This window comes from Pseudonocardia sp. (assembly GCF_025965585.1).
Taxonomy (GTDB): domain Bacteria; phylum Actinomycetota; class Actinomycetes; order Mycobacteriales; family Pseudonocardiaceae; genus Pseudonocardia.
Window position 1 is genome coordinate 1 of the sequence record NZ_JAOPWR010000479.1, and the last position, 25,025, is coordinate 25,025.

Below are 25,025 nucleotides of genomic sequence, written 5' to 3' on the forward strand. Positions count from 1 at the left end.
TCGACTGCGTCCCGGTCATCCCGCCGGACCTGCGCCCGATGGTGCAGCTCGACGGTGGCCGCTTCGCCACGTCCGACCTGAACGACCTGTACCGCCGCGTGATCAACCGCAACAACCGCCTCAAGCGGCTGATCGACCTCGGCGCGCCCGAGATCATCGTCAACAACGAGAAGCGGATGCTGCAGGAGGCCGTCGACGCGCTGTTCGACAACGGCCGCCGCGGCCGGCCGGTGACGGGCCCGGGGAACCGGCCGCTCAAGTCGCTGTCCGACCTGCTCAAGGGCAAGCAGGGCCGGTTCCGCCAGAACCTGCTCGGCAAGCGCGTCGACTACTCGGGCCGTTCGGTCATCGTCGTCGGCCCGCAGCTCAAGCTGCACCAGTGCGGTCTGCCCAAGCAGATGGCGCTGGAGCTGTTCAAGCCGTTCGTCATGAAGCGGTTGGTCGACCTCAACCACGCGCAGAACATCAAGTCCGCGAAGCGCATGGTCGAGCGTGGCCGCTCGCAGGTGTGGGACGTGCTCGAAGAGGTCATCTCCGAGCACCCGGTGCTGCTCAACCGCGCACCGACGCTGCACCGCCTCGGCATCCAGGCCTTCGAGCCGCAGCTGGTGGAGGGCAAGGCCATCCAGCTGCACCCGCTGGTCTGCGAGGCGTTCAACGCCGACTTCGACGGTGACCAGATGGCGGTGCACCTGCCGCTGTCGGCCGAGGCGCAGTCCGAGGCCCGGGTGCTGATGCTCTCGAGCAACAACATCCTGTCGCCGGCGTCGGGTCGTCCGCTCGCCATGCCGCGGCTGGACATGGTCACGGGCCTGTACCACCTGAGCAAGGAGCGCCCCGGCGCCACCGGCGAGGGCGGCATCTACGGCACGGTCGCCGAGGCGATCATGGCCTACGACCGCAAGGTGCTCCACCTGCAGGCGCCGATCAAGATCCGCCTGCACGACGTGGTGCCTCCGGCCGACGTCGTCCCGGCGCTGGTCGAGAAGGGCTGGCAGCCCGGCGAGCCGTACCTGGCCGAGACCACTCTCGGGCGCGTGCTGTTCAACGAGCTCCTGCCCGTGGACTACCCGTTCGTCAACGAGATCCTGCCGAAGAAGCGTCAGGCGATGATCATCAACGATCTCGCCGAGCGCTACTCGATGACCGAGGTCGCGCAGTGCCTCGACCGTCTCAAGGACGCCGGCTTCTACTGGGCCACGCGGTCCGGTGTCACGATCGCCATCTCCGATGTCGTCGTGCCGCCGAACAAGCAGCAGATCCTCGACGGCTACGAGGTCAAGGCCGAGCAGGTCAACAAGCGGTACCTGCGTGGGGCGCTGTCCCACCAGGAGCGCAACGACGAGATGGTCAAGATCTGGACCCAGGCCTCCGAAGAGGTGGCCCGGGCCATGGAGGAGAACTTCCCCGAGGACAACCCGATCCCCACGATCGTGGCGTCCGGCGCGGCGGGCAACATGACCCAGGTCCGGCAGCTCGCCGGTATGCGTGGTCTGGTGGCCAACCCGAAGGGCGAGTACATCCCCCGTCCGATCAAGGCCAACTTCCGTGAGGGCCTGTCGGTGCTGGAGTACTTCATCTCCACGCACGGCACCCGTAAGGGTCTCGCCGACACCGCCCTGCGTACGGCCGACTCGGGTTACCTGACCCGTCGTCTGGTGGACGTGTCGCAGGACGTCATCGTCCGCGAGGTCGACTGCGGCACCGAGCGCAGCGTCACGATGGCGGTCACGGAGGAGGGCGCAGGCGGCAAGCGCATCGCCCACCGCTACATCCGCACGAGCATCTACGCACGGTGCTCCGCGGAGGAGGTGCGCGACGCCGACGGCAACGTCATCGTCGCCAAGGGCGGCGACCTCGGCGACCCCGCGCTCGACGCGCTCGTCGCGGCCGGCGTCAAGACGATCAAGGTGCGCAGCCCGCTCACCTGCACGTCGGCCAGCGGCATCTGCGGCATGTGCTACGGCCGTTCGATGGCCACCGGCAAGCTGGTGGACGTCGGCGAGGCCGTCGGCATCGTCGCGGCGCAGTCGATCGGTGAGCCGGGCACCCAGCTCACGATGCGCACCTTCCACACCGGTGGTGTGGCGGGCGACGACATCACCACCGGTCTGCCGCGTGTCCAGGAGCTGTTCGAGGCCCGTGTCCCCAAGGGCAAGGCCCCGATCGCCGACGTCGACGGCCGCATCTCGATCGAGGACGGCGAGCGCTTCTGGAAGATCACCCTCACCCCGGACGACGGCGGCGAGGAGATCGTCTACGAGAAGCTGTCCAAGCGGCAGTGGCTCGCGATGACGGTGGTCGACGGCCAGGAGCGTCCGCTGGCCGACGGCGACCACGTGCACGTCGGGCAGCTGCTGCTCGAGGGCACGGCCGACCCCCACGAGGTGCTGCGGGTCATGGGTCCCCGTGAGGTGCAGCTGCACCTCACGCGTGAGGTGCAGAAGGTGTACCGCACGCAGAGCGTGGACATTCACGACAAGCACATCGAGGTGATCATCCGGCAGATGCTCCGCCGGGTCACGATCATCGACTCGGGGTCCACCGAGTTCCTGCCGGGCTCGCTCGCCGAGCGCACCGATTTCGAGGCGCAGAACCGGCGCGTCGTGGCCGAGGGCGGGGAGCCCGCCTCCGGCCGTCCGGTGCTCATGGGGATCACGAAGGCCTCGCTGGCCACGGAGTCGTGGCTGTCCGCGGCCTCGTTCCAGGAGACCACCCGGATCCTCACCGATGCCGCGATCAACGGAAAGCGCGACAAGCTCGTCGGGCTCAAGGAGAACGTGATCATCGGCAAGCTGATCCCCGCCGGTACGGGGATCAGTCGGTACCGCAACATCCAGGTGCAGCCCACGGAGGAGGCCCGCGCGGCCGCCTACGCGCTGCCGAGCTACGACGACGGCTACTACAGCCCCGACGTGTTCGGCACCGGCACCGGTGCCGCGGTGCCGCTGGACGACTACGACTTCGGGCGCGACTACCGCTAGCCGGTAGCCGTTCGAGGACGGTCCTGAACGGGGCCGGTCACCGCTCTCCCGTGGCGGTGGCCGGCCCCGTTTTCGTCTACCTGGACCCGCTCGTCCTGTGCGGGACGGCGCAGTCGGCGCGGAACGCGGCGCCGAGCTCGGCCACCGCCACGTCGGCCTCGGCCAGTAGGCCGGCGAAGACGAGGTAGGCGTGCCACATGCCGCGCTCACGCCGGTAGGTGATCTCCGCGCCGGCGGCCTTCGCCTGCTCGACGAACGCGTCGGAGTCGCCGACCAGCACCTCGTCCGCCCCGGCGACGACGTGCAGCGGAGGGAGGCCGGCCAGGTCGGCCTCGAGGGGGCGGAGCTCGGGGGCCGTTGATCCGGCGCGGTAGTCCTCGGCGGCCTGCCCGAGCCAGGACGGGTCGAGCATCGCGTCCGTGGTCGCGTTCGCCCACACGGCGGGGGAGCGCAGGTCGAGGTCGAGCCACGGGGAGATCAGCCCGACCGACCCGGGCAGCTCCTCGCCGAGCCCGCGCAGCCTCAGCACCAGGCTCATGGCGAGGCCGCCTCCCGCGGAATCCCCGGCCACCGCGATGCGTTGTGCTTCATGTCCCGCTGCGCGCAGCGCGCGGTACGCCGCGACCGCGTCGTCCACGGCGGCAGGGAAGGGGTGCTCGGGCGCGAGCCGGTAGTCCGGCGCGTGCACGGGGGCCCCGGTGGCCCGGCTGAGGTTCGCCAGCAGCGCGAGGTGCGACGCGGGGGAGCCCACGGAGTACCCGCCTCCGTGCAGGTACAGCACCTGCTGGGGTCCGATGGCCGCCGCCGCGGTCACGCGCACGGTGGGCACCCCGCCCAGCGTGCTCCGGCTGCGCCGCGTCCCGCGCGGCAGGGGCAGCACGAGGCCGGTGGCGGCGAGCAGCCGGCGCCGGACGGGCAGGGGCAGGCGGGGACCGAGCAGGGGGGCGACGACGCCACGCGTCATCAGCCGGACAGCAGGTCGAGGCAGGTGCACGACCGGAACGTAGCCAACCGGCCCCGGACAGCGGAACGCACCACAGCGGGTGAACGGAGGAGGCCAGGTGAACACGACGAACGGGTGGTCAGGCGCGGCGAGCGGGAGCGCCCTCTTGCGGCGCGCACGCGCTTGCGGCACCCTTCCGGTACCGGCAGGTGCTGACCACGCCCTCGTGGCCTACCCGTTTTGACCCCCATCCGGCGGGGCGGGTACTCTGTGGTCTTGCGCTCGACCTCGGTCGGGCCGATCTGTGTGCCCTGCGGTCGATTCGTCGGGCATACGGGCCCCTGGGCTCCGCTCGAGGTCTCCCCGATCTCCCGACGTGAGTCACAAGGGGGTGCGACACGCCCGACCTCGGGGGTGGGCGGCCGGTGCAGCCGGTCGCCTCCACGCACGACCAGCACCACAAGCCACAGCACGCCGACGGGAAGAAGCAGACGGTTCATGCCCACGATCCAGCAGCTGGTCCGCAAGGGCCGTCAGGACAAGGCCACCAAGACCAAGACGGCAGCGCTCAAGGGAAGCCCGCAGCGCCGCGGGGTGTGCACGCGCGTCTACACCACGACGCCGAAGAAGCCGAACTCTGCTCTGCGCAAGGTCGCTCGCGTCAAGCTGAGCAGCCAGATGGAGATCACGGCCTACATCCCCGGTGAGGGTCACAACCTCCAGGAGCACTCGATCGTCCTGGTCCGTGGCGGTCGTGTGAAGGACCTCCCCGGCGTCCGCTACAAGATCGTCCGCGGTTCGCTCGACACCCAGGGCGTCAAGAACCGCAAGCAGGCACGCAGCCGTTACGGCGCGAAGAAGGAGAAGAGCTGATGGCTCGCCCCAACACGGCCCCCGCTCTGCTGAGCGCCGGCGAGGCCGCGAACCGCAGCGAGAAGGGAATCGGCTGATGCCTCGCAAGGGCCCCGCTCCCAAGCGTCCCCTGGTCTCCGACCCGGTGTACAGCTCGCCGCTGGTCACCCAGCTGGTGAACAAGGTGCTCCAGGACGGCAAGCGCTCGCTGGCCGAGCGCATCGTCTACGCCGCCCTCGAGGGCACCCGCGAGAAGACCGGCACCGATCCCGTCGTCACGCTCAAGCGTGCGCTGGACAACGTGAAGCCGGCCCTGGAGGTGCGCAGCCGCCGCGTCGGTGGCGCCACGTACCAGGTTCCCGTCGAGGTCCGCGCCGTCCGGCAGACCACGCTGGGCCTGCGCTGGCTGGTGTCCTACGCCGGACAGCGTCGCGAGAAGACGATGGTCGAGCGGCTCATGAACGAGCTCCTCGACGCGAGCAACGGTCTGGGTGCCGCAGTGAAGCGGCGCGAGGACATGCACAAGATGGCGGAGTCCAACAAGGCCTTCGCCCACTACCGCTGGTGACGGGCCGATCGTCCGCGCCAACCTGTTGAGGGAAGCGAGATAGCTGTGGCACGCGACGTGCTGACGGACCTGGGCAAGGTCCGCAACATCGGCATCATGGCCCACATCGACGCCGGTAAGACCACCACCACCGAGCGCATCCTGTTCTACACCGGTCTGAACTACAAGATCGGTGAGGTGCACGACGGCGCGGCGACGATGGACTGGATGGAGGAGGAGCAGAAGCGCGGCATCACGATCACGTCCGCCGCGATCACCTGCTTCTGGAACGACCACCAGATCAACATCATCGACACCCCGGGCCACGTCGATTTCACCGTCGAGGTGGAGCGGTCCCTGCGCGTGCTCGACGGCGCGGTCGCGGTCTTCGACGGCAAGGAGGGGGTCGAGCCGCAGTCCGAGCAGGTCTGGCGGCAGGCCACCAAGTACGACGTCCCGCGCATCTGCTTCGTCAACAAGATGGACAAGCTCGGCGCGGACTTCTACTTCACGGTGCGGACGATCCAGGACCGTCTCGGCGCCAAGCCGCTGCCCCTGCAGCTGCCGATCGGCTCCGAGAGCGAGTTCATCGGTGTCGTCGACCTCGTGAACATGCGTGCGCTCACGTGGCGCGGCGAGGTCAAGATGGGTGAGGACTACACGGTCGAGGAGATCCCCGCGGATCTCGCCGAGAAGGCCGCCGAGTACCGCACCGCGCTGGTCGAGGCCGTCGCCGAGACCGACGACGACCTGATGGAGCTGTACCTCGGTGGCGAGGAGCTCACGGTCGAGCAGATCAAGCACGGCATCCGCAAGATCGTCAACGATCGTGCGGCCTACCCCGTGCTCTGCGGCTCCGCGTACAAGAACAAGGGCGTCCAGCCCATGCTCGACGCGGTGATCGACTACCTGCCGTCGCCGCTGGACGTGCCGCCGGTCGAGGGGACGCTGCCCGACGGGGAGACCCCGGCGTTCCGCAAGCCCAGCAGCACGGAGCCGTTCTCGGCGCTCGCGTTCAAGATCGCCGCGCACCCGTTCTTCGGCAAGCTGACCTACATCCGGGTGTACTCGGGCAAGATCGCTGCCGGAGCCCAGGTGATCAACTCGACCAAGGACCGCAAGGAGCGCATCGGGAAGTTCTTCCAGATGCACGCCAACAAGGAGAACCCGGTCGACGAGGCCCTGGCCGGCCACATCTACGCGGTCACGGGGCTCAAGGACACCACCACGGGCGAGACCCTGTCGGACCCGCAGAACCCGATCATCCTCGAGTCGATGTCCTTCCCCGACCCGGTCATCCAGGTCGCGGTCGAGCCGAAGACCAAGGCGGACCAGGAGAAGCTGGGCATCGCGATCCAGAAGCTCGCCGAGGAGGACCCCACCTTCCAGGTCACCCAGGACGAGGAGTCCGGGCAGACGATCCTGGCGGGTATGGGCGAGCTGCACCTCGAGGTGCTGGTCAACCGGATGAAGACCGATTACAAGGTCGAGGCGAACATCGGTAAGCCTCAGGTCGCGTACCGGGAGACCATCCGCAAGACGGTCGACAAGTACACGTACGTCCACAAGAAGCAGACCGGCGGCTCGGGTCAGTTCGCCAAGGTGATCATCACCTTGGAGCCGCTGGACACCGCCGACGGTGCGCTGTACGAGTTCGACAACAAGGTCAGCGGCGGTCGCATCCCCCGGGAGTACATCCCGTCGGTGGACGCCGGGGCGCAGGATGCCATGCAGTACGGCATCGTGGCGGGCTACCCGCTCGTCGGCGTCAAGCTGACCCTCGTCGACGGTGCGTACCACGAGGTCGACTCGTCCGAGATGGCCTTCAAGGTCGCCGGCTCGATCGCCCTCAAGGAGGCGGCTCGCCAGGCCAGCCCGGCCATCCTCGAGCCGATGATGGCCGTCGAGGTCACGACGCCCGAGGACTACATGGGCGACGTGATCGGCGACCTGAACTCCCGCCGTGGCCAGATCCAGGCCATGGAGGAGCGGGCGGGCGCCCGGATCGTCAAGGCGCTCGTCCCGCTGTCGGAGATGTTCGGCTACGTCGGCGACCTCCGGTCGCGGACCCAGGGCCGGGCGAACTACACCATGGTCTTCGACTCCTACGCGGAGGTCCCGACCAACGTGGCCAAGGAGATCATCGCCAAGGCCACCGGCGAGTAAGAGCTATCCGCAGTTGCGTGTGAGAAGCCCCCGGGCTTCTTCTGCCGGGGCCACGGCTTCTCACATGCATCTGACCGCGGGCCCGATGAGGGCCCGCGGTCGGTGCCCGAGGACAATCGTCCGGGCACCACCCCACAGACCCGCCGTCAGCACGACGGACACGTACCAGTCCAGGAGGATCCCCCAGTGGCGAAGGCGAAGTTCGAGCGGACCAAGCCGCACGTCAACATCGGCACCATCGGTCACATCGACCACGGCAAGACCACGCTGACGGCGGCAATCACCAAGGTTCTGCACGACAAGTTCCCGACGCTGAACGACGCGTCGGCGTTCGACCAGATCGACAAGGCTCCCGAGGAGCGTCAGCGCGGCATCACGATCTCGATCGCGCACGTCGAGTACCAGACCGAGAAGCGCCACTACGCGCACGTCGACTGCCCCGGGCACGCCGACTACATCAAGAACATGATCACCGGTGCGGCGCAGATGGACGGCGCCATCCTGGTGGTCGCGGCCACCGACGGCCCGATGCCCCAGACGCGTGAGCACGTGCTGCTCGCCCGCCAGGTCGGCGTGCCGTACATCGTCGTCGCTCTGAACAAGGCCGACATGGTGGACGACGAGGAGATCCTGGAGCTCGTCGAGCTCGAGGTCCGCGAGCTGCTGTCGTCGCAGGAGTACCCGGGCGACGACCTCCCGATCGTCCGTGTCTCGGCGCTGAAGGCGCTCGAGGGCGACGCCGAGTGGGCCGAGAAGCTCATGGAGCTCATGGACGCGGTCGACGAGTCGATCCCGGAGCCCGAGCGCGACGTCGAGAAGCCGTTCCTCATGCCCGTCGAGGACGTCTTCACGATCTCCGGCCGCGGCACGGTCGTCACCGGCCGTATCGAGCGTGGCATCGTGAAGGTCAACGAGGAGGTCGAGATCGTCGGCATCCGCGAGAAGTCCTTCAAGACCACCACCACCTCGATCGAGATGTTCAAGAAGTTCCTCGACGAGGGTCGTGCCGGCGACAACGCGGCGCTGCTGCTCCGCGGTGTCAAGCGCGAGCAGGTCGAGCGCGGCATGGTCGTCGTGAAGCCCGGCACCACCACCCCGCACACCGAGTTCGAGGGCCAGGTCTACATCCTGTCCAAGGACGAGGGTGGCCGTCACACGCCGTTCTTCAACAACTACCGTCCGCAGTTCTACTTCCGGACGACGGACGTCACCGGCGTGGTCACGCTGCCCAGCGGTACCGAGATGGTCATGCCTGGCGACAACACCACCATGAGCGTGAAGCTGATCCAGCCCATCGCCATGGAGGAGGGCCTGCAGTTCGCCATCCGCGAGGGTGGACGGACCGTCGGCGCCGGCCAGGTCATCAAGATCAACAAGTAACAACCCCCGGTCGAGGGCGCCACATCCCGGTGTGGCATCCTTGACGGGTTGCGCGTCGAGGCCGGTGCGTGTTTATCGCGCACCGGCCTCGGCGCGAGCCCCTGAGCACAGCGGCCCCTCCGGGGGGCGCGATCGTTCCGGGGGACCGGTCTGAGGAACTACGGCGACACGCCCGACCTCGTGGACCGGAGCCACCACGGCAGGAGCCCGCCAGGGTTCCCCGTGTGCCTCCCCCAGGAGCACGCGTACACGAGCGGCAGGAAGAAGAGGACGACCGACGACCATGGCGGGACAAAAGATCCGCATCAGGCTGAAGGCCTATGACCACGAGGCCATCGACGCCTCCGCGCGCAAGATCGTCGAGACGGTCACGCGTACGGGCGCTCGGGTCGTCGGGCCGGTGCCGCTGCCGACGGAGAAGAACATCTACTGCGTCATCCGCTCGCCGCACAAGTACAAGGACTCGCGCGAGCACTTCGAGATGCGCACCCACAAGCGGCTGATCGACATCCTCGACCCGACGCCGAAGACGGTCGACGCGCTCATGCGCATCGACCTGCCGGCCAGTGTCGACGTCAACATCCAGTAGGGCTGACGGAAACATGAGCGAAAGGCAGATCACCGGGATCCTGGGCACCAAGCTCGGGATGACCCAGGTCTTCGACGAGAACAACCGGGTGGTCCCGGTCACCGTGGTCCAGGCGGGCCCGAACGTGGTGACCCAGGTCCGTACCGAGGAGAAGGACGGCTACATCGCCGTCCAGTTCGCCTACGGGGCCATCGACCCGCGCAGGGTCAACAAGCCGCGCACCGGCCACTTCGCCAAGGCGGGCACCACGCCCCGCCGGCACCTGGTCGAGCTGCGCACCTCCGACGCCGGCGAGTACTCGGTCGGCCAGGAGATCACCGCCGAGGTGTTCGACAGCGGCGCGTTGGTCGACGTCGTCGGCACCAGCAAGGGCAAGGGCACCGCGGGCGTCATGAAGCGCCACGGGTTCAAGGGCCTCGGCGCCGGTCACGGCGTCCAGCGCAAGCACCGCTCGCCGGGTTCCATCGGCGGCTGTGCCACCCCGGGCCGCGTCTTCAAGGGTCTCCGCATGGCGGGCCGCATGGGCGTCGCGCGCGTCACCACGCAGAACCTCACGGTGCACCGCGTGGACGCCGAGCGCGGGCTGCTGCTCATCAAGGGCGCCGTCCCCGGCCCCCGCGGTGGTCTTCTCTTCGTCAAGTCGGCCGCGAAGGCAGGTGTGAAGGCATGAGCACCACCAGCAACGTCGAGCTCCCCGCGCACGTCTTCGACGTCACCGCGAACATCGCGCTGATGCACCAGGTCGTCACGGCCCAGCTCGCGGCCGCGCGCCAGGGCACGCACGACACGAAGACCCGCGGCGAGGTCAGCGGTGGCGGCAAGAAGCCGTACCGCCAGAAGGGCACCGGCCGGGCGCGCCAGGGTTCCATCCGCTCGCCGCAGTTCGCCGGCGGTGGCATCTCCCACGGCCCGACGCCGCGCGACTACACCCAGAAGACGCCCAAGAAGATGAAGGCCGCCGCACTGCGCGGTGCCCTCTCCGACCGGGCGCGTGCCGGGCTGGTCCACGTCGTGCCGTCGCTGGTCACCGGCGACACCCCCTCGACGAAGGCGGCGCGCACCGCGCTCGTCGACGTCGCCGGCGACGCCGCCACCCGGGCGCTCGTGGTGCTCAACCGCGATGACGAGGTCAGCTGGCTCAGCCTGCGCAACCTCCCCACCGTGCACCTGATCGCGCCCGACCAGCTCAACACCTACGACGTGCTCGTCAACGACGTCGTGGTGTTCACGGAGGCCTCGCTCGAGGCCTTCCTGGCCGGCCCGATCGCCACCCCCACGCGGGGTTCGGTCACGGCGTCGGCGCGGGAGAGCGAGACGGTCGGCCTGTCCGAGGCACCGGCCGCCGCCGAGGACGAGGCGCCGTACGGCGCCGGGAGCCACGCCCCGCTCGCCGACGGTTCGCAGCCCGACGGGTTCCCCGTCAAGGGCAATGCCGACTCGATGCTCTACCACGTGCCGGGCAGCTCGTTCTACGCCCGCACCGTGGCGGAGGTCTGGTTCGACACGGCCGAGGCGGCCGAGGCGGCCGGGTTCGAGCTGCCGCCGTCGCAGCGTAAGGAGGAGAGCAAGTGATCCCCGATCCGCGCGACATCCTGCTCGCACCGGTGGTGTCGGAGAAGAGCTACGGGCTGCTCGAGGAGCGCCAGTACACCTTCGTCGTCCGCCCCGATGCGAACAAGACACAGATCAAGATCGCTGTCGAGAAGGTGTTCGGCGTCAAGGTTCTCAGCGTCAACACCCTGAACCGCACCGGGAAGCGCAAGCGCTCCCGCGCCGGGTTCGGCAAGCGCAAGGACACGAAGCGCGCCGTCGTGACGCTCTCCGAGGAGAGCAACCCGATCGACGTCTTCGGCGGCCGGGCGAGCTGAGGGACTGACCATGGGTATCCGTAAGTACAAGCCGACGACTCCGGGCCGCCGCGGCTCCAGCGTCTCCGACTTCGCCGAGATCACTCGGTCGACGCCGGAGAAGTCGCTGATCCGTCCGCTGCACAGCAAGGGCGGCCGCAACGCGCACGGGCGCATCACCACCCGTCACCAGGGCGGCGGGCACAAGCGCGCCTACCGTCTGATCGATTTCCGGCGCAACGACAAGGACGGCGTTCCGGCCACCGTCGCGCACATCGAGTACGACCCGAACCGCACCTCGCGGATCGCGCTCCTGCATTACGCCGACGGCGAGAAGCGCTACATCATCGCGCCGGAGAAGCTGAAGCAGGGCGACAAGGTCGAGGCCGGTGCGCGCGCCGACATCAAGGTCGGCAACAACCTGCCGCTGCGCAACATCCCCACCGGCACGGTGATCCACGCGATCGAGCTCCGCCCCGGCGGCGGCGCGAAGATGGCCCGCTCGGCCGGCGCGAAGGTCCAGCTGGTGGCGAAGGACGGACCGTACGCGCAGCTCCGGCTGCCGTCCGGCGAGATCCGCAACGTCGACGTCCGCTGCCGCGCCACCATCGGCGAGGTCGGCAACGCCGATCACTCCAACATCAACTGGGGCAAGGCAGGCCGCATGCGCTGGAAGGGGAAGCGCCCGACCGTCCGCGGTGTCGCCATGAACCCCGTCGACCACCCGCACGGTGGTGGTGAGGGCAAGACCTCCGGTGGTCGCCACCCGGTCAACCCCGCTGGTAAGCCCGAGGGGCGTACCCGCCGCACCAAGCCGTCCGACAAGTTGATCGTCCGCCGCCGGCGTACCGGCAAGAAGCGCTGAGCAGGGAGGTAAAAGATGCCGCGCAGCCTGAAGAAGGGCCCGTTCGTGGACGACCACCTGCTCAAGAAGGTGGACGTCCTCAACGAGTCGGGTAAGAAGACCGTCATCCGGACCTGGTCCCGTCGGTCCACCATCATCCCCGACATGATCGGCCACACGATTGCGGTGCACGACGGCCGCAAGCACGTGCCGGTGTTCGTGTCGGACTCGATGGTCGGCCACAAGCTGGGGGAGTTCGCGCCCACGCGGACCTTCCGGGGCCACATCAAGGACGACCGCAAAGCGCGCAGGCGCTGAGCGGACCGAGTAGCGACCAGGAAAGGGTGAGATTTCATGGCTGAGACAGCCACAGAGGCCCCTGCCGCGCTCGAGCCCGCTCGAGCCCGCGCAGTGGCGCGTTACGTGCACATGTCGCCGACCAAGGTTCGGCGCGTGGTCGAGCTCGTCAAGGGCCGGCCGGTGCAGGAGGCCCTCGACATCCTGCGGTTCTCGCCGCAGGCCGCCGCAGAGCCGCTGTTCAAGGTGATCGCCAGCGCTGCTGCGAACGCCGAGAACAACCACCAGATGGACCGCGACTCGCTGGTGGTGGCCCTGGCCACCGCCGACGAGGGCCCGACGCTCAAGCGCATCCGTCCGCGGGCCCAGGGCCGCGCGTACCGGATCCGTAAGCGCACGAGCCACATCACCGTCGAGGTGCAGGAGCAGGCCGCCAAGAGCGGTCGCGGTGCGCGCGGCGCGAAGGGGAGGACCCGCTAATGGGTCAGAAGATCAACCCGCACGGCTTCCGCCTCGGTATCACCACCGACTGGAAGTCGCGTTGGTACGCCGACAAGCAGTACGCCGAGTACGTGAAGGAAGACGTCGAGATCCGCAAGATGCTCTCCAAGGGCATGGAGCGGGCCGGCATCTCCAAGGTCGAGATCGAGCGCACTCGCGACCGCGTCCGTGTGGACATCCACACCGCGCGTCCGGGCATCGTGATCGGCCGTCGCGGCGCCGAGGCCGACCGCATCCGCGGCAACCTCGAGAAGCTGACCAAGAAGCAGGTCCAGCTCAACATCCTCGAGGTCAAGAACTCGGAGTCGGACGCCCAGCTCGTCGCGCAGGGCGTGGCCGAGCAGCTGTCCAACCGCGTGGCCTTCCGTCGCGCGATGCGCAAGGCCATCCAGTCGGCCATGCGCTCGCCGCAGGTCAAGGGCATCCGGGTGCAGTGCTCGGGTCGCCTGGGCGGCGCGGAGATGTCGCGCTCGGAGTTCTACCGCGAGGGTCGCGTCCCGCTGCACACGCTGCGCGCCGACATCGACTACGGCCTGTTCGAGGCCCGCACCACGTTCGGGCGCATCGGCGTCAAGGTGTGGATCTACAAGGGTGACGTCGTCGGTGGCCGTCGCGAGGGCGCTGCTGCGGCTGCAGCCGCAGCTCCCGGTGGCGACCGCGGCCCGCGCCGCGAGCGTCCGGCCCGCCGTCGCTCGGGTGCCTCGGGCACCACGGGCACGAGCACCGAGGCCGGCCGCGCCGCGGCCGAGCAGGCATCGGGCGGGAACACAGCCACGGCCACGGCCGAGGCGCCCGCACCGTCGACCGACACCCCGAACACCGGTGGGGAGGCCTAGTCATGCTGATCCCTCGCAGGGTCAAGCACCGCAAGCAGCATCGGCCGCACCGCACCGGTGCCGCCACCGGTGGCACCCGCGTCAACTTCGGTGACTTCGGCATCCAGGCCCTCGAGCCCGCCTACGTCACGAACCGGCAGATCGAGTCGGCTCGTATCGCCATCAACCGGCACATCAAGCGTGGCGGCAAGGTCTGGATCAACGTCTTCCCGGACCGTCCGCTCACCAAGAAGCCGGCCGAGACCCGCATGGGTTCCGGCAAGGGCTCGCCGGAGAAGTGGATCACCAACGTCAAGCCCGGCCGGGTGCTCTTCGAGATGAGCTACCCCAACGAGCAGACGGCTCGCGAGGCCCTGCGCCGCGCGATCCACAAGCTGCCGATGAAGTGCCGGATCGTGACCCGTGAGGGTGGTGACATCTGATGGCCGCGTCCACGACCACCGCCGCTGAGCTCCGTGAGCTCACCGACGAGGAGCTGACGCTCCGCGTGCGGGAGGCCAAGGAGGAGCTGTTCAACCTCCGCTTCCAGATGGCCACCGGGCAGCTGGACAACAACCGGCGGCTGCGTACCGTCCGGCACGACATCGCGCGGATCTACACGATCATGCGTGAGCGCGAGCTGGGCCTCTCCGCGGCGCCGACCGAGGATGAGGGCGCGGCATGAGCGACACCACCAAGAGCAAGACGCCGCCGACACCGGTGGCGCGTGCGGAGCGGAAGGTCCGTGAGGGCCTCGTCGTGTCCGACAAGATGGCCAAGACGATCGTCGTGGCCCTCGAGGACCGCGTGAAGCACCCGATGTACGGCAAGGTCATCCGCCGGACGAGCAAGGTCAAGGCGCACGACGAGGCCAACACGGCCGGCGTCGGCGACCGCGTCCGGCTGATGGAGACCCGACCGCTGTCCGCCACGAAGCGCTGGCGGCTGGTCGAGATCCTGGAGAAGGCGAAGTGATCCAGCAGGAGTCGCGACTTCGCGTCGCGGACAACACCGGTGCCAAGGAGATCCTCTGCATCCGGGTGCTGGGTGGATCGGGCCGGCGCTACGCCGGGATCGGCGACGTCATCGTCGCCACCGTGAAGGACGCCATCCCCGCCGCCGGGGTGAAGCGCGGTGACGTCGTCAAGGCCGTCATCGTGCGCACCGTCAAGGAGCGGCGCCGTCCGGATGGCTCGTACATCCGGTTCGACGAGAACGCCGCCGTGCTGATCAAGCCCGACGGCGAGCCGCGAGGGACCCGCATCTTCGGACCGGTCGGTCGCGAGCTCCGCGACAAGAAGTTCATGAAGATCATCTCCCTCGCGCCGGAGGTGTTGTGAGCATGAAGGTCAAGAAGGGTGACACCGTCCAGGTGATCGCCGGCAAGGACAAGGGCGCCAAGGGCAAGGTCATCCAGGCCTACCCGGAGAAGGAGCGCGTCCTGGTCGAGGGCGTGAACCGGATCAAGAAGCACACCCGGGTCAGCCAGAACCAGCGCGGTGCGCAGTCGGGCGGCATCGTCACGCAGGAGGCCCCGATCCACGTCTCCAACGTGATGATCGTCGACTCCGACGGCAAGCCCACCCGCGTCGGCAAGACGGTCGGCGAGGACGGCAAGCGCGTGCGGGTCTCCAAGCGTTCCGGGAAGGAGATCTGACATGACTGCATCAACTGATGTGGCTGCAGAGAAGACCATTCCGCGGCTCAAGCGGCGCTACAAGGACGAGATCGCGTCCGCGCTGCGCGAGCAGTTCGAGTACGCGAACGTCATGCAGATCCCTGGCGTCGTGAAGGTCGTCGTGAACATGGGTGTCGGCGACGCCGCCCGTGACGCGAAGCTGATCGACGGCGCGGTCCGCGACCTGGCCACCATCACCGGCCAGAAGCCGCAGGTCCGCCGCTCCACCAAGTCCATCGCGCAGTTCAAGCTGCGCGAGGGCATGCCGATCGGCGCGAAGGTCACCCTCCGCAACGACCGGATGTGGGAGTTCCTGGACCGGCTGCTGACCATCGCGCTGCCGCGTATCCGCGACTTCCGTGGCCTCTCGCCGAACCAGTTCGACGGCCGAGGCAACTACACGTTCGGGCTCACCGAGCAGTCGATGTTCCACGAGATCGACCCGGACTCGATCGACCGCCCGCGTGGCATGGACATCACGGTGGTCACCACGGCCACGACCGACGAGGAAGGCCGGGCGCTGCTGCGTCAGCTCGGCTTCCCCTTCAAGGAGGCGTGAGATGGCCAAGAAGGCTCTCCGGATCAAGGCCGCAGCCACTCCGAAGTTCAAGGTCCGCGGTTACACCCGCTGCCAGAAGTGCGGGCGGCCTCGTGCCGTTCTGCGCAAGTTCGGCCTGTGCCGGATCTGCGTCCGCGAGATGGCGCACGCCGGCGAGCTGCCGGGCGTCAGCAAGAGCAGCTGGTAGTAGCACTCCCATAACGCCACAGGCCCCCGGGAACCGGGGGAACCAGGCGAGAAAGCAGTGACGTCCTATGACGATGACCGATCCGATCGCAGACATGCTGACACGTCTGCGCAACGCCAACTCGGCGTACCACGACCAGGTGGTCATGCCGCACTCCAAGCTCAAGGTGTCGATCGCCGAGATCCTCCAGAAGGAGGGTTACATCGCGTCGCACACCGTCGAGGACGCCGAGGTCGGCAAGGCCCTGGTCATCGAGCTGAAGTACGGGCGCAACCGCGAGCGTTCCATCGCGGGCCTGCGGCGGGTCTCAAAGCCCGGCCTCCGGGTCTACGCGAAGTCCACCACCCTGCCCCGGGTCCTCGGAGGCCTCGGCGTCGCGATCATCTCGACGTCGAGCGGTCTGCAGACCGACAAGCAGGCGAAGAAGAACGGCGTGGGCGGCGAAGTCCTCGCCTACGTCTGGTGAGGGGATAACCACCATGTCCCGAATCGGGAAACTGCCCATCACCGTTCCGTCCGGTGTCGACGTCCAGATCGACGGCCGCACGGTGACCGTCAAGGGCCCCAAGGGCACCCTGTCGCACACCGTGATCGAGCCGATCACGATCGAGCGCGACGACTCCGGTGCCGTCGTGGTGAAGCGTCCGGACGACGAGCGGAAGAGCAAGGCCTACCACGGTCTCTCGCGCACGCTGGTGAACAACCTGTTCGTCGGCGTCACGTCGGGCTATGAGAAGAGGCTCGAGATCCACGGCGTCGGTTACCGCGTCGTGCTCAAGGGCACGTCGCTCGAGTTCGCGCTGGGGTACAGCCACCCCGTCGTGATCGAGGCGCCCGAGGGCGTCACCTTCAAGGTCGAGTCGCCCACGCGGTTCTCCGTGTCGGGCATCGACAAGCAGAGCGTGGGGGAGATCTCGGCGAAGATCCGCCGCCTGCGCAGGCCCGACCCGTACAAGGGCAAGGGCATCCGCTACGCCGGCGAGGTCATCCGCCGCAAGGTCGGGAAGACGGGTAAGTAATGGCCGAGACGATTTCCGCGGCCGCCAAGAAGCGGACCGCCTCCCAGGTGTCGAGCAAGCGCCGTGTCGCGCGCACGCGTCGGCACGCACGACTGCGCAAGAAGGTCGCGGGCAGCGCCGACCGTCCACGCCTCGCGGTGAAGCGCAGCGCGCGCCACATCATCGTGCAGCTCATCGACGACCTCGCGGGCCACACGCTGGCCGCGGCGTCGACGATGGAGACCGACGTCCGCGCGCTGGACGGCGACAAGAAGGCCCGCGCGGCCGAGGTCGGCAAGCTGGTCGCCGCCCGTGCCCGCGAGGCCGGCGTGACCGCGGTGGTGTTCGACCACGGTGGCTTCGGCTACCACGGCCGGATCGCCGCGCTCGCCGATGCTGCCCGCGAGGGTGGTCTGGAGTTCTGATGGACAACACGAAGACGGAAGGGAACCTCTGATGCCGGGACGTGCACGGCGCGACGGCGGAGGGCCCGGCGGGTCCGGAGGGCCCGGTGGGCCCGGCGGCGATCGCAATACCTCGGGCGGCGGCCGTGACCGTCGCGACGGCGGCCGCGGTGGCGCCCAGGACAAGACGCCCTACATCGAGCGGCTGGTCACCATCAACCGCGTCGCCAAGGTCGTCAAGGGTGGTCGGCGCTTCAGCTTCACCGCCCTGATGATCGTCGGCGACGGCGACGGCATGGTGGGCGTCGGCTACGGCAAGGCCAAGGAGGTGCCTGCGGCGATCGCCAAGGGTGTGGAGGAGGCGAAGAAGAACTTCTTCCGCGTCCCCCGCATCGGCGGCACGATCGTGCACCGCGTCCAGGGCGAGGCGGCGGCCGGTGTGGTCATGCTGCGCCCGGCCAGCGCCGGTACCGGTGTCATCGCCGGTGGTCCGGTGCGCGCCGTGCTGGAGTGCGCCGGCATCCACGACATCCTGTCCAAGAGCCTCGGCAGCGACAACGCGATCAACGTGGTGCACGCCACGATCGCCGCGCTGAAGATGATCCAGCGTCCCGAGGAGGTGGCGGCCCGCCGTGGCCTGCCGCTCGAGGACGTCGCCCCGGCTGAGATGCTCCGCGCCCGCGCGGCTGCTGCTCAGAGCGCGAGGTCGTGACCATGGCTGCCGAGAAGACGGCCGCGGCCGACCCGAGGGCTCAGTCCATGCCGACCAGTGACATCACGCTGGTCGTCACGCAGGTCCGCAGCAGCATCGGCTGCAAGGCGAACCAGCGGGCGACCCTCAAGTCGCTGGGTCTGCGCAAGATCCGCCAGACGGTCGAGCGGGAGGACACCCCGCAGATCCGCGGCATGATCCACACCGTTCGCCACCTGGTGACGGTGGAGGAGGTGGGCTCCTGATGAGCGAGCCGACGATCAAGATCCACCACCTGCGTCCGGCTCCCGGCGCCAAGACCGCGAAGACCCGTCTGGGTCGCGGTGAGGGCGGCAAGGGCGGCAAGACCGCCGGTCGCGGTACCAAGGGCACGAAGGCGCGCAAGGGCGTGCCGTTCGGCTTCGAGGGCGGGCAGATGCCGCTGCACATGCGGCTGCCCAAGCTCAAGGGCTTCAAGAACCGGTTCCGCGTCGAGTACCAGGTGGTGAACGTGGGCGACCTCGCCCAGCTGTTCCCGTCCGGTGGCGAGGTCGGCCCGGACGAGCTCGTGGCCGCCGGCGCCGTCCGGCGCAACCAGCCCGTCAAGGTGCTGGGCAACGGTGAGGTCGACGGCGTCGCGCTGACGGTGAGCGCTCACGCGTTCTCCGGCAGCGCCCGTGACAAGATCACGGCCGCCGGCGGCACCGTCACCGATCTGTCCTAGCCAGGTCGGGGCCGCTTCGGTGCGGGCCGGCACCCTGAGTGCCGGTCCGTGCCGTGGGGGTCACTGCGGCCGTTGTTACAGTCGTTCCCCGTCCACTACAGGAGGGTCACCCAGTGCTCAGCGCTTTCCGGTCGGCACTGACGACGCCGGATGTCCGGAAGAAGATCCTCTTCACGCTCGGGGTCATCGCGGTCTACCGGCTCGGGGCCACGATCCCGTCGCCCGGCGTCTCGTACCCGAACGTCCAGCAGTGCATCCAGCAGGTCGAGGGCGGTGGCAGCGGGAACGTCTACTCGCTGATCAACCTGTTCTCCGGCGGTGCGCTCCTGCAGCTGTCGATGTTCGCGCTCGGCATCATGCCGTACATCACGTCGAGCATCATCATCCAGCTGCTGACGGTGGTCATCCCGCGGTTCGAGCAGCTGAAGAAGGAAGGGCAGTCGGGTCAGAACAAGCTGACCCAGTACACCCGCTACCTGACCATCGCGCTCGCGATCCTGCAGGCCACCGGCATCGTCGCGCTGGCCTCGCGCGGCCAGCTGTTCCAGGGTTGCTCGCTCCCGGTGCTGCAGAACCCGAACAGCATCTTCTCGCTCTCGGTCATCGTCATCGTGATGACGGCCGGCACCGCGGTGATCATGTGGCTCGGTGAGCAGATCACCGAACGCGGCATCGGCAACGGCATGTCGCTGATCATCTTCTCGTCGATCGCGTCGCGGATCCCCGCCGAGGGCAGCCAGATCCTCAACAGCGCGGGCGGCCTCGTCTTCGCCGGCGTGTGCGTCTTCGGTCTCGCCATCATCGCGAGCGTCGTGTTCGTCGAGCAGGGCCAGCGCCGTATCCCGGTGCAGTACGCGAAGCGCATGGTCGGGCGCCGCATGTACGGCGGCACGTCCACCTACCTGCCGCTCAAGGTGAACCAGGCCGGCGTCATCCCGGTCATCTTCGGGTCGTCCCTGCTGTACCTGCCTCAGCTCATCTCGCAGCTGGCCGGCAGCAGCGGCGGGATCGCGGCATTCGTCCAGACCTATCTGGTCGATCAGTCGAACCCCGTGCACATCGTCCTGTACGTCGCGCTGATCATCTTCTTCACGTACTTCTACGTCGGCATCACGTTCAACCCCGACGAGCGGGCCGACGAGATGAAGAAGTTCGGCGGCTTCATCCCGGGCATCCGTCCCGGACGGCCCACGGCCGAGTACCTGAACTTCGTGCTCTCCCGCATCACGCTGCCGGGATCGCTGTACCTCGGCATCATCGCCGTGCTGCCCAACTTCTTCCTGGGCATCACCGGCAGCGGCCAGAACCAGAACTTCCCGTTCGGCGGCACCGCGGTGCTGATCATGGTCGGTGTGGGCCTGGACACGGTCAAGCAGATCGAGAGCCAGCTCATGCAGCGCAGGTACGACGGCTTCCTGCGCTGACATCGCAGCCTGCGCTAGCGTCCAGGTGAACGTCGGAGTTCGAACAGTGGAGGTCGCGGTGCGTCTCGTTCTTGTGGGCCCGCCGGGTGCGGGCAAGGGCACCCAGGCAGAGCGTCTGGCGGAGCGACTCGACGTGCCGCACATCTCCACCGGTGACCTGTTCCGGGCGAACCTGTCCCAGGAGACCGAGCTCGGCATCGAGGCGAAGAAGTACATGGACGCCGGCAACCTCGTGCCGGACGCAGTCACCGTCGCCATGGTGCGCGATCGCCTCACGCACGACGACGCGTCCAAGGGCTTCCTGCTCGACGGCTTCCCCCGGACGCTGAGCCAGGCCGGCTCGCTCGAGGAGATCCTCGGCGAGCGCGGCGAGGAGCTCGACGCCGTCGTCGAGTTCCAGGTGCCCGAGGAGGTGCTGGTGCAGCGCCTGCTGGGCCGTGGCCGCTCGGACGACACCGAGGAGGTCATCCGCAACCGCCAGCAGGTGTACCGCGACGAGACCGCCCCGCTGCTCGACCACTACAGCGACAAGCTCGTGACGGTGGACGCGGTCGGCTCGGTCGAGGAGGTCACCGACCGCGTGACGGAAGCCCTGCGCGGGCGCTGACAGGGAGTTCGGTGGCTGTTCGGTGACGACACGGAGTGGGGTCCGCGGGCTGGTGGCGCGTTGGCGGGGCCGGGACATCGAGATGAAGAGCCCGGCCGAGCTCGAGGCGATGCGGGCGGCCGGTGCCCTTGTGGCCCAGGTCCTCACTGCCGTGACCGAGCTGGCCCGCCCCGGTGTCAGCACCGGTGAGCTCGACGCGCTGGCGGAGCAGATCATCCGCGGCGCGGGCGCCGTGCCGTCCTTCCTCGGCTACCACGGTTACCCCGCGTCGATCTGCGCGTCGGTGAACGAGCAGATCGTGCACGGCATCCCGTCCACGGCGCAGGTGCTGGCCGACGGCGACCTGGTGTCGGTCGACTGCGGCGCGATCCTCGACGGGTGGCACGGCGACGCTGCGGTCACCATCCCCGTCGGCGCCGTGTCCGCCGCCGATGCCGCGCTGTCGGCGGCCTGCGAGGCGGCCCTGCACGCGGGCATCGCCGCGGTGCAGCCCGGCGGGCGGCTCTCGGACATCTCGCACGCGGTCCAGACCGCCTGCGAGGACGCCGCACGTCGCGACGGCGTGGCGTACGGGATCGTGCAGGAGTACGGGGGCCACGGCATCGGCACGTCGATGCACATGGACCCGTTCCTGCCCAACTACGGCGACCCCGGCCAGGGGCCCCGGCTGAAGCCGGGCATGGCGCTGGCCGTCGAGCCGATGCTCACGGCGGGCGACCCGGAGACCCTCGAGCTCGCCGACGGCTGGACGGTCGTCACCGCGGACGGCGGGCGTGCCGTGCACTGGGAGCACACCGTCGCCATCACCGAGGACGGACCTCGCGTCCTCACGTTGCCGGCTTGAATTCGTCTCACCTGAATCGGTAGAGGTGGGATCGGGCGGTTCGTCCCGGTCACATGGACGGCGTGGTCGGCCGCCGTCTGGTCTAGGTTCTCGCCATGACGTCAGAATCCGCACCGCGGCGGTCCACGACGGTGGGGGTGCCTCGCGAGACGGGCACCGGCGAGCGCCGTGTCGCGCTCGTCCCGAAGATCATCGAGAAGCTCCGGACCCGTGGGGTCGAGGTCGTGGTGGAGAGCGGTGCCGGTCTCGGCGCCCTCATCCCCGACGACCTCTACACCGCCGCGGGCGCCACGATCGGCGACCCGTGGTCGGCCGACGTCGTGGTCAAGGTGGCTCCCCCGACCCCAGACGAGATCGGCAGGCTGCACAGCGGCTCGTCCTATATCGGCTTCCTGGCTCCGCTGACCTCGCCGGAGACGATCGCAGCGCTGCGTGAGGCCGGGGTGCAGGCGTTCGCGATGGAGTCGATCCCGCGGATCTCGCGGGCGCAGTCGATGGACGCGCTGTCGTCGCAGGCGGGCGTGGCCGGCTACAAGGCCGTCCTGCTCGCCGCGGAGCGCTCCACGAGGTTCTTCCCGATGCTCACCACGGCTGCCGGCACGGTCAAGCCCGCACAGGCCCTGATCCTCGGCGTGGGCGTCGCGGGGCTGCAGGCGCTGGCCACGGCCAAGCGGCTCGGGGCGCGCACCACCGGCTACGACGTGCGGCCGGAGGTGGCCGACCAGGTGCGGTCGCTGGGTGCGCAGTGGCTGGATCTCGGCATCGAGGCGGTCGGCGAGGGCGGCTACGCCCGCGAGCTCACCGAGGAGGAGCGCGTCGAGCAGCAGAACCGGCTCGAGGAGGCCATCACGAACTTCGACGTCGTGATCACCACCGCGAACGTGCCCGGCCGCACGGCGCCCACACTGGTCACGGCGAAGGCCGTGGAGGGCATGCGCGCCGGCAGCGTCGTCGTCGACATGGCGGGGGAGAGCGGTGGCAACTGCGCGCTCACCGAGCCCGGGGAGATCGTCGTCAAGCACGACGTCACGATCGCGTCGCCGCTCAACCTGCCCGCGACGATGCCCGAGCACGCCTCGGAGCTGTACTCCCGCAACGTCTCCGCGCTGCTGGAGCTGATGCTCGACAAGGACGGCGCGCTGGCGCCGGACTTCGACGACGAGGTCCTGGCCAAGTCCTGCGTGACCCGAGAGGTGAAGTAGTGGAGTCCGGAAGTCTGCTGTCGAACATCGCGATCCTGGTGCTGGCCGGTTTCGTCGGCTTCGCCGTGATCTCGAAGGTGCCCAACACCCTGCACACCCCGCTCATGTCGGGCACCAACGCCATCCACGGCATCGTGCTGCTGGGCGGCCTGATCGTGCTGGGCCGGCTGGAGAACCCCTCCGTCGTCGACATGATCATCCTGGTGATCGCCATCGCGTTCGGCACGATCAACGTGATCGGCGGCTTCCTCGTCACCGACCGGATGCTCGGGATGTTCAAGTCGAAGCCCCAGGTGCCGGCGCAGCAGAAGGACGGTGACGCGTGATGGCCGTCCTGGTCCCGATCCTCTACATCATCGCGTTCGCGCTGTTCATCTACGGCCTCATGGGCCTGACCGGCCCCAAGACGGCCGTGCGCGGCAACAAGATCGCCGCGGTCGGCATGACGATCGCCGTGATCGCGACGCTGCTGCAGGTGCGCCACAACTGGGTGCTCATCGTGGTCGGCCTGGTGATCGGCGCCGCGCTCGGTGTGCCGTCGGCGCGGCAGGTCAAGATGACCGCGATCCCGCAGATGGTGGCGCTGTTCAACGGCGTCGGTGGTGGCGCGGTGGCGCTCATCGCGTGGTCGGAGTTCCGCACCTCCGGCGGGTTCGTCACCGAGGCCACGTACGTGGCAGTCGCGTCGCTGTTCGGCGCGATCATCGGGTCGGTGTCGTTCTGGGGCTCGCTCATCGCGTTCGGCAAGCTGCAGGAGATCCTGCCCAGCCGCCCGGTCGGCCTGGGCAGGGCACAGCAGTGGGTGAACGTGCTGCTGCTGCTCGGCGCGATCGTCTGCGCGGTGTTCGCCGGTATGGGCGGTGCGCCGCAGATCTGGGTGATCGGGCTGCTCGTGCTCGCGGGCGTGCTGGGCGTGCTGGTGGTGCTGCCCATCGGTGGTGCCGACATGCCCGTGGTCATCTCGCTGCTCAACGCCCTGACCGGGCTCTCGGCCGCCGCGGCCGGTCTCGCGCTCGACAACACGGCCATGATCGTGGCCGGCATGATCGTCGGGGCGTCCGGTTCGATCCTGACCAACCTCATGGCGAAGGCCATGAACCGGTCCATCCCGGCGATCGTCGCGGGCGGTTTCGGGGGCGCCACGACGCTGACAGGGGCCGACGACGGCATCGACCGCACGGTGAAGGCCACCAGCGCCGCCGACGCGGCGATCCAAATGGCCTACGCGTCGTCGGTGATCGTCGTGCCGGGCTACGGCATGGCCGTCGCGCAGGCCCAGCACGCCGTCAAGGACATGGCGAAGCTGCTGGAGGCCAAGGGCGTGGAGGTCAAGTACGCGATCCACCCGGTGGCCGGCCGCATGCCGGGGCACATGAACGTGCTGCTCGCCGAGGCGGACGTCTCCTACGACGCGCTCAAGGAGATGGACGACATCAACGACGAGTTCGCCCGCACCGATGTGACGCTGGTGATCGGGGCGAACGACGTGACCAACCCGGCCGCGCGCAACGACCCGAGCAGCCCGATCCACGGCATGCCGATCCTCAACGTGGACCAGTCGCACTCGGTGATCGTGCTCAAGCGGTCGATGAGCAGCGGTTTCGCGGGCATCGACAACCCGCTGTTCTACGCCGAGAACACCTCGATGCTCTTCGGCGACGCCAAGAAGTCGGTGGCGGAGGTGACGGAGGAGCTCAAGGCCCTCTGAGCGGTGCGGCCTCGCCCACCTCCTCGTCCTCCGCGGGATCGAGGGGGTGGGCGATCTCGTCCGCCGGCCGACGATGGCGGCGAGCTCGAGGAGCGCGGGGATCAGGCCCGCGAGGACGAAGGTCAGCGGGATGCCGATCCACTCGCCGACCGGGCCCGCGATCGCCATGGAGATCGGCATCAGGGCGAGCGAGACGAAGAAGTCGAACGGCCTCGACCACGATCAGCAGGGCCC

Annotated in this window: 32 protein-coding genes and 1 pseudogene; 32 read left to right on the top strand and 1 reads right to left on the bottom strand. The window is 68.7% G+C overall.

What is annotated here, in order from left to right; translation table 11 throughout:
* On the top strand, nucleotides 1-2,984 hold a 2,984-nt coding region (rpoC, locus tag JWR81_RS29550; protein ID WP_297660262.1), incomplete at its 5' end, for a DNA-directed RNA polymerase subunit beta'.
* 76 nt (nucleotides 2,985-3,060) lie between these two features.
* Here the strand turns inward: rpoC and JWR81_RS29555 are convergent.
* Nucleotides 3,061-3,948 (bottom strand): alpha/beta hydrolase, encoded by an 888-nt coding sequence (locus JWR81_RS29555; RefSeq protein WP_297660265.1) that lies wholly within the window; start codon nucleotides 3,946-3,948, stop codon nucleotides 3,061-3,063.
* A 477-nt stretch (nucleotides 3,949-4,425) separates the two neighbouring features.
* Here JWR81_RS29555 and rpsL point away from each other — a divergent pair, with 477 nt between their 5' ends.
* The 31 genes and pseudogenes from rpsL (at nucleotide 4,426) to JWR81_RS29710 (ending at nucleotide 24,791) form a co-directional block, all read left to right on the top strand.
* Complete coding sequence (gene rpsL, locus JWR81_RS29560; RefSeq protein ID WP_296369571.1) at nucleotides 4,426-4,800, top strand: 30S ribosomal protein S12; 375 nt, start codon at nucleotides 4,426-4,428, stop codon at nucleotides 4,798-4,800.
* Between the two features lie 76 nt (nucleotides 4,801-4,876).
* Nucleotides 4,877-5,347 carry a 30S ribosomal protein S7 gene (gene rpsG / locus JWR81_RS29565; protein WP_297501883.1) on the top strand — a complete coding sequence of 157 codons (471 nt, stop codon included), beginning with the start codon at nucleotides 4,877-4,879 and terminating at the stop codon, nucleotides 5,345-5,347.
* A 45-nt stretch (nucleotides 5,348-5,392) separates the two neighbouring features.
* The gene (gene fusA, locus JWR81_RS29570; RefSeq protein ID WP_297660270.1) at nucleotides 5,393-7,492 is read left to right on the top strand and encodes an elongation factor G; all 2,100 of its coding nucleotides are present in this window, start codon (nucleotides 5,393-5,395) and stop codon (nucleotides 7,490-7,492) included.
* Nucleotides 7,493-7,678: 186 nt separating this feature from the next.
* A complete protein-coding gene (gene tuf, locus JWR81_RS29575) occupies nucleotides 7,679-8,872 on the top strand; it encodes an elongation factor Tu (RefSeq protein ID WP_297660273.1) in 1,194 nt (397 codons plus the stop codon).
* 283 nt (nucleotides 8,873-9,155) lie between these two features.
* Nucleotides 9,156-9,461, top strand: coding sequence for a 30S ribosomal protein S10 (gene rpsJ / locus JWR81_RS29580; RefSeq protein WP_040804197.1), 306 nt, complete (start codon nucleotides 9,156-9,158; stop codon nucleotides 9,459-9,461).
* Nucleotides 9,462-9,474: 13 nt separating this feature from the next.
* Complete coding sequence (gene rplC / locus JWR81_RS29585; RefSeq protein ID WP_297660278.1) at nucleotides 9,475-10,131, top strand: 50S ribosomal protein L3; 657 nt, start codon at nucleotides 9,475-9,477, stop codon at nucleotides 10,129-10,131.
* Nucleotides 10,128-10,727: pseudogene (gene rplD, locus JWR81_RS29590) on the top strand (50S ribosomal protein L4); the annotation flags it as partial. The gene rplC and the pseudogene rplD, both read left to right, overlap by 4 nt.
* 302 nt (nucleotides 10,728-11,029) lie before the next feature.
* Entirely contained in the window at nucleotides 11,030-11,329 is a 300-nt protein-coding gene (gene rplW / locus JWR81_RS29595; RefSeq protein ID WP_297660281.1) for a 50S ribosomal protein L23, read from the top strand.
* Nucleotides 11,330-11,339: 10 nt separating this feature from the next.
* Nucleotides 11,340-12,173, top strand: coding sequence for a 50S ribosomal protein L2 (gene rplB / locus JWR81_RS29600; RefSeq protein ID WP_297660284.1), 834 nt, complete (start codon nucleotides 11,340-11,342; stop codon nucleotides 12,171-12,173).
* Nucleotides 12,174-12,188: 15 nt separating this feature from the next.
* Nucleotides 12,189-12,470 carry a 30S ribosomal protein S19 gene (gene rpsS / locus JWR81_RS29605; protein ID WP_062397841.1) on the top strand — a complete coding sequence of 94 codons (282 nt, stop codon included), beginning with the start codon at nucleotides 12,189-12,191 and terminating at the stop codon, nucleotides 12,468-12,470.
* Between the two features lie 36 nt (nucleotides 12,471-12,506).
* A complete protein-coding gene (gene rplV / locus JWR81_RS29610) occupies nucleotides 12,507-12,929 on the top strand; it encodes a 50S ribosomal protein L22 (protein WP_297660292.1) in 423 nt (140 codons plus the stop codon).
* Nucleotides 12,929-13,786: a 30S ribosomal protein S3 gene (gene rpsC / locus JWR81_RS29615; RefSeq protein WP_297660295.1), complete on the top strand. Its 858-nt coding sequence runs from the start codon at nucleotides 12,929-12,931 to the stop codon at nucleotides 13,784-13,786. Before rplV ends, rpsC begins: the two co-directional genes overlap by 1 nt.
* A gap of 2 nt (nucleotides 13,787-13,788) precedes the next feature.
* A complete protein-coding gene (rplP, locus tag JWR81_RS29620; RefSeq protein ID WP_297660298.1) occupies nucleotides 13,789-14,208 on the top strand; it encodes a 50S ribosomal protein L16 in 420 nt (139 codons plus the stop codon).
* The gene (gene rpmC, locus JWR81_RS29625; protein ID WP_297660301.1) at nucleotides 14,208-14,450 is read left to right on the top strand and encodes a 50S ribosomal protein L29; all 243 of its coding nucleotides are present in this window, start codon (nucleotides 14,208-14,210) and stop codon (nucleotides 14,448-14,450) included. The genes rplP and rpmC overlap by 1 nt, the downstream gene beginning before the upstream one ends.
* A complete protein-coding gene (gene rpsQ / locus JWR81_RS29630; RefSeq protein WP_297660305.1) occupies nucleotides 14,447-14,740 on the top strand; it encodes a 30S ribosomal protein S17 in 294 nt (97 codons plus the stop codon). Before rpmC ends, rpsQ begins: the two co-directional genes overlap by 4 nt.
* Nucleotides 14,737-15,105 carry a 50S ribosomal protein L14 gene (gene rplN, locus JWR81_RS29635; protein ID WP_296369599.1) on the top strand — a complete coding sequence of 123 codons (369 nt, stop codon included), beginning with the start codon at nucleotides 14,737-14,739 and terminating at the stop codon, nucleotides 15,103-15,105. The genes rpsQ and rplN overlap by 4 nt, the downstream gene beginning before the upstream one ends.
* Before the next feature lie 2 nt (nucleotides 15,106-15,107).
* Complete coding sequence (gene rplX, locus JWR81_RS29640) at nucleotides 15,108-15,422, top strand: 50S ribosomal protein L24 (RefSeq protein ID WP_297660309.1); 315 nt, start codon at nucleotides 15,108-15,110, stop codon at nucleotides 15,420-15,422.
* 1 nt (nucleotide 15,423) lies between these two features.
* Nucleotides 15,424-16,002, top strand: a complete 579-nt coding sequence (gene rplE / locus JWR81_RS29645; protein WP_297660312.1) for a 50S ribosomal protein L5 — start codon at nucleotides 15,424-15,426, stop codon at nucleotides 16,000-16,002.
* A 1-nt stretch (nucleotide 16,003) separates the two neighbouring features.
* Nucleotides 16,004-16,189 (top strand): type Z 30S ribosomal protein S14, encoded by a 186-nt coding sequence (locus tag JWR81_RS29650; protein ID WP_297660315.1) that lies wholly within the window; start codon nucleotides 16,004-16,006, stop codon nucleotides 16,187-16,189.
* A 67-nt stretch (nucleotides 16,190-16,256) separates the two neighbouring features.
* Nucleotides 16,257-16,655, top strand: a complete 399-nt coding sequence (rpsH, locus tag JWR81_RS29655; RefSeq protein ID WP_297660318.1) for a 30S ribosomal protein S8 — start codon at nucleotides 16,257-16,259, stop codon at nucleotides 16,653-16,655.
* A 13-nt stretch (nucleotides 16,656-16,668) separates the two neighbouring features.
* Nucleotides 16,669-17,208: a 50S ribosomal protein L6 gene (rplF, locus tag JWR81_RS29660; RefSeq protein ID WP_297660321.1), complete on the top strand. Its 540-nt coding sequence runs from the start codon at nucleotides 16,669-16,671 to the stop codon at nucleotides 17,206-17,208.
* Nucleotides 17,208-17,612: a 50S ribosomal protein L18 gene (rplR, locus tag JWR81_RS29665; RefSeq protein WP_297660324.1), complete on the top strand. Its 405-nt coding sequence runs from the start codon at nucleotides 17,208-17,210 to the stop codon at nucleotides 17,610-17,612. Before rplF ends, rplR begins: the two co-directional genes overlap by 1 nt.
* Nucleotides 17,613-17,643: 31 nt before the next feature.
* Nucleotides 17,644-18,303 (top strand): 30S ribosomal protein S5, encoded by a 660-nt coding sequence (rpsE, locus tag JWR81_RS29670; protein WP_297660327.1) that lies wholly within the window; start codon nucleotides 17,644-17,646, stop codon nucleotides 18,301-18,303.
* 47 nt (nucleotides 18,304-18,350) lie between these two features.
* Nucleotides 18,351-18,548, top strand: a complete 198-nt coding sequence (rpmD, locus tag JWR81_RS29675) for a 50S ribosomal protein L30 (RefSeq protein WP_297660356.1) — start codon at nucleotides 18,351-18,353, stop codon at nucleotides 18,546-18,548.
* A complete protein-coding gene (gene rplO / locus JWR81_RS29680) occupies nucleotides 18,548-19,006 on the top strand; it encodes a 50S ribosomal protein L15 (protein WP_297660329.1) in 459 nt (152 codons plus the stop codon). Before rpmD ends, rplO begins: the two co-directional genes overlap by 1 nt.
* Before the next feature lie 113 nt (nucleotides 19,007-19,119).
* Complete coding sequence (secY, locus tag JWR81_RS29685; RefSeq protein ID WP_297660340.1) at nucleotides 19,120-20,430, top strand: preprotein translocase subunit SecY; 1,311 nt, start codon at nucleotides 19,120-19,122, stop codon at nucleotides 20,428-20,430.
* 58 nt (nucleotides 20,431-20,488) lie between these two features.
* The gene (locus JWR81_RS29690) at nucleotides 20,489-21,037 is read left to right on the top strand and encodes an adenylate kinase (RefSeq protein ID WP_297660343.1); all 549 of its coding nucleotides are present in this window, start codon (nucleotides 20,489-20,491) and stop codon (nucleotides 21,035-21,037) included.
* An 82-nt stretch (nucleotides 21,038-21,119) separates the two neighbouring features.
* Nucleotides 21,120-21,881 carry a type I methionyl aminopeptidase gene (map, locus tag JWR81_RS29695; RefSeq protein ID WP_297660359.1) on the top strand — a complete coding sequence of 254 codons (762 nt, stop codon included), beginning with the start codon at nucleotides 21,120-21,122 and terminating at the stop codon, nucleotides 21,879-21,881.
* Between the two features lie 95 nt (nucleotides 21,882-21,976).
* Complete coding sequence (locus tag JWR81_RS29700) at nucleotides 21,977-23,083, top strand: Re/Si-specific NAD(P)(+) transhydrogenase subunit alpha (RefSeq protein ID WP_297660346.1); 1,107 nt, start codon at nucleotides 21,977-21,979, stop codon at nucleotides 23,081-23,083.
* Complete coding sequence (locus JWR81_RS29705) at nucleotides 23,083-23,409, top strand: NAD(P) transhydrogenase subunit alpha (protein WP_297660350.1); 327 nt, start codon at nucleotides 23,083-23,085, stop codon at nucleotides 23,407-23,409. The genes JWR81_RS29700 and JWR81_RS29705 overlap by 1 nt, the downstream gene beginning before the upstream one ends.
* Nucleotides 23,409-24,791 carry an NAD(P)(+) transhydrogenase (Re/Si-specific) subunit beta gene (locus tag JWR81_RS29710; RefSeq protein WP_297660353.1) on the top strand — a complete coding sequence of 461 codons (1,383 nt, stop codon included), beginning with the start codon at nucleotides 23,409-23,411 and terminating at the stop codon, nucleotides 24,789-24,791. Before JWR81_RS29705 ends, JWR81_RS29710 begins: the two co-directional genes overlap by 1 nt.
* The last annotated feature ends 234 nt before the right edge of the window (nucleotides 24,792-25,025 follow it).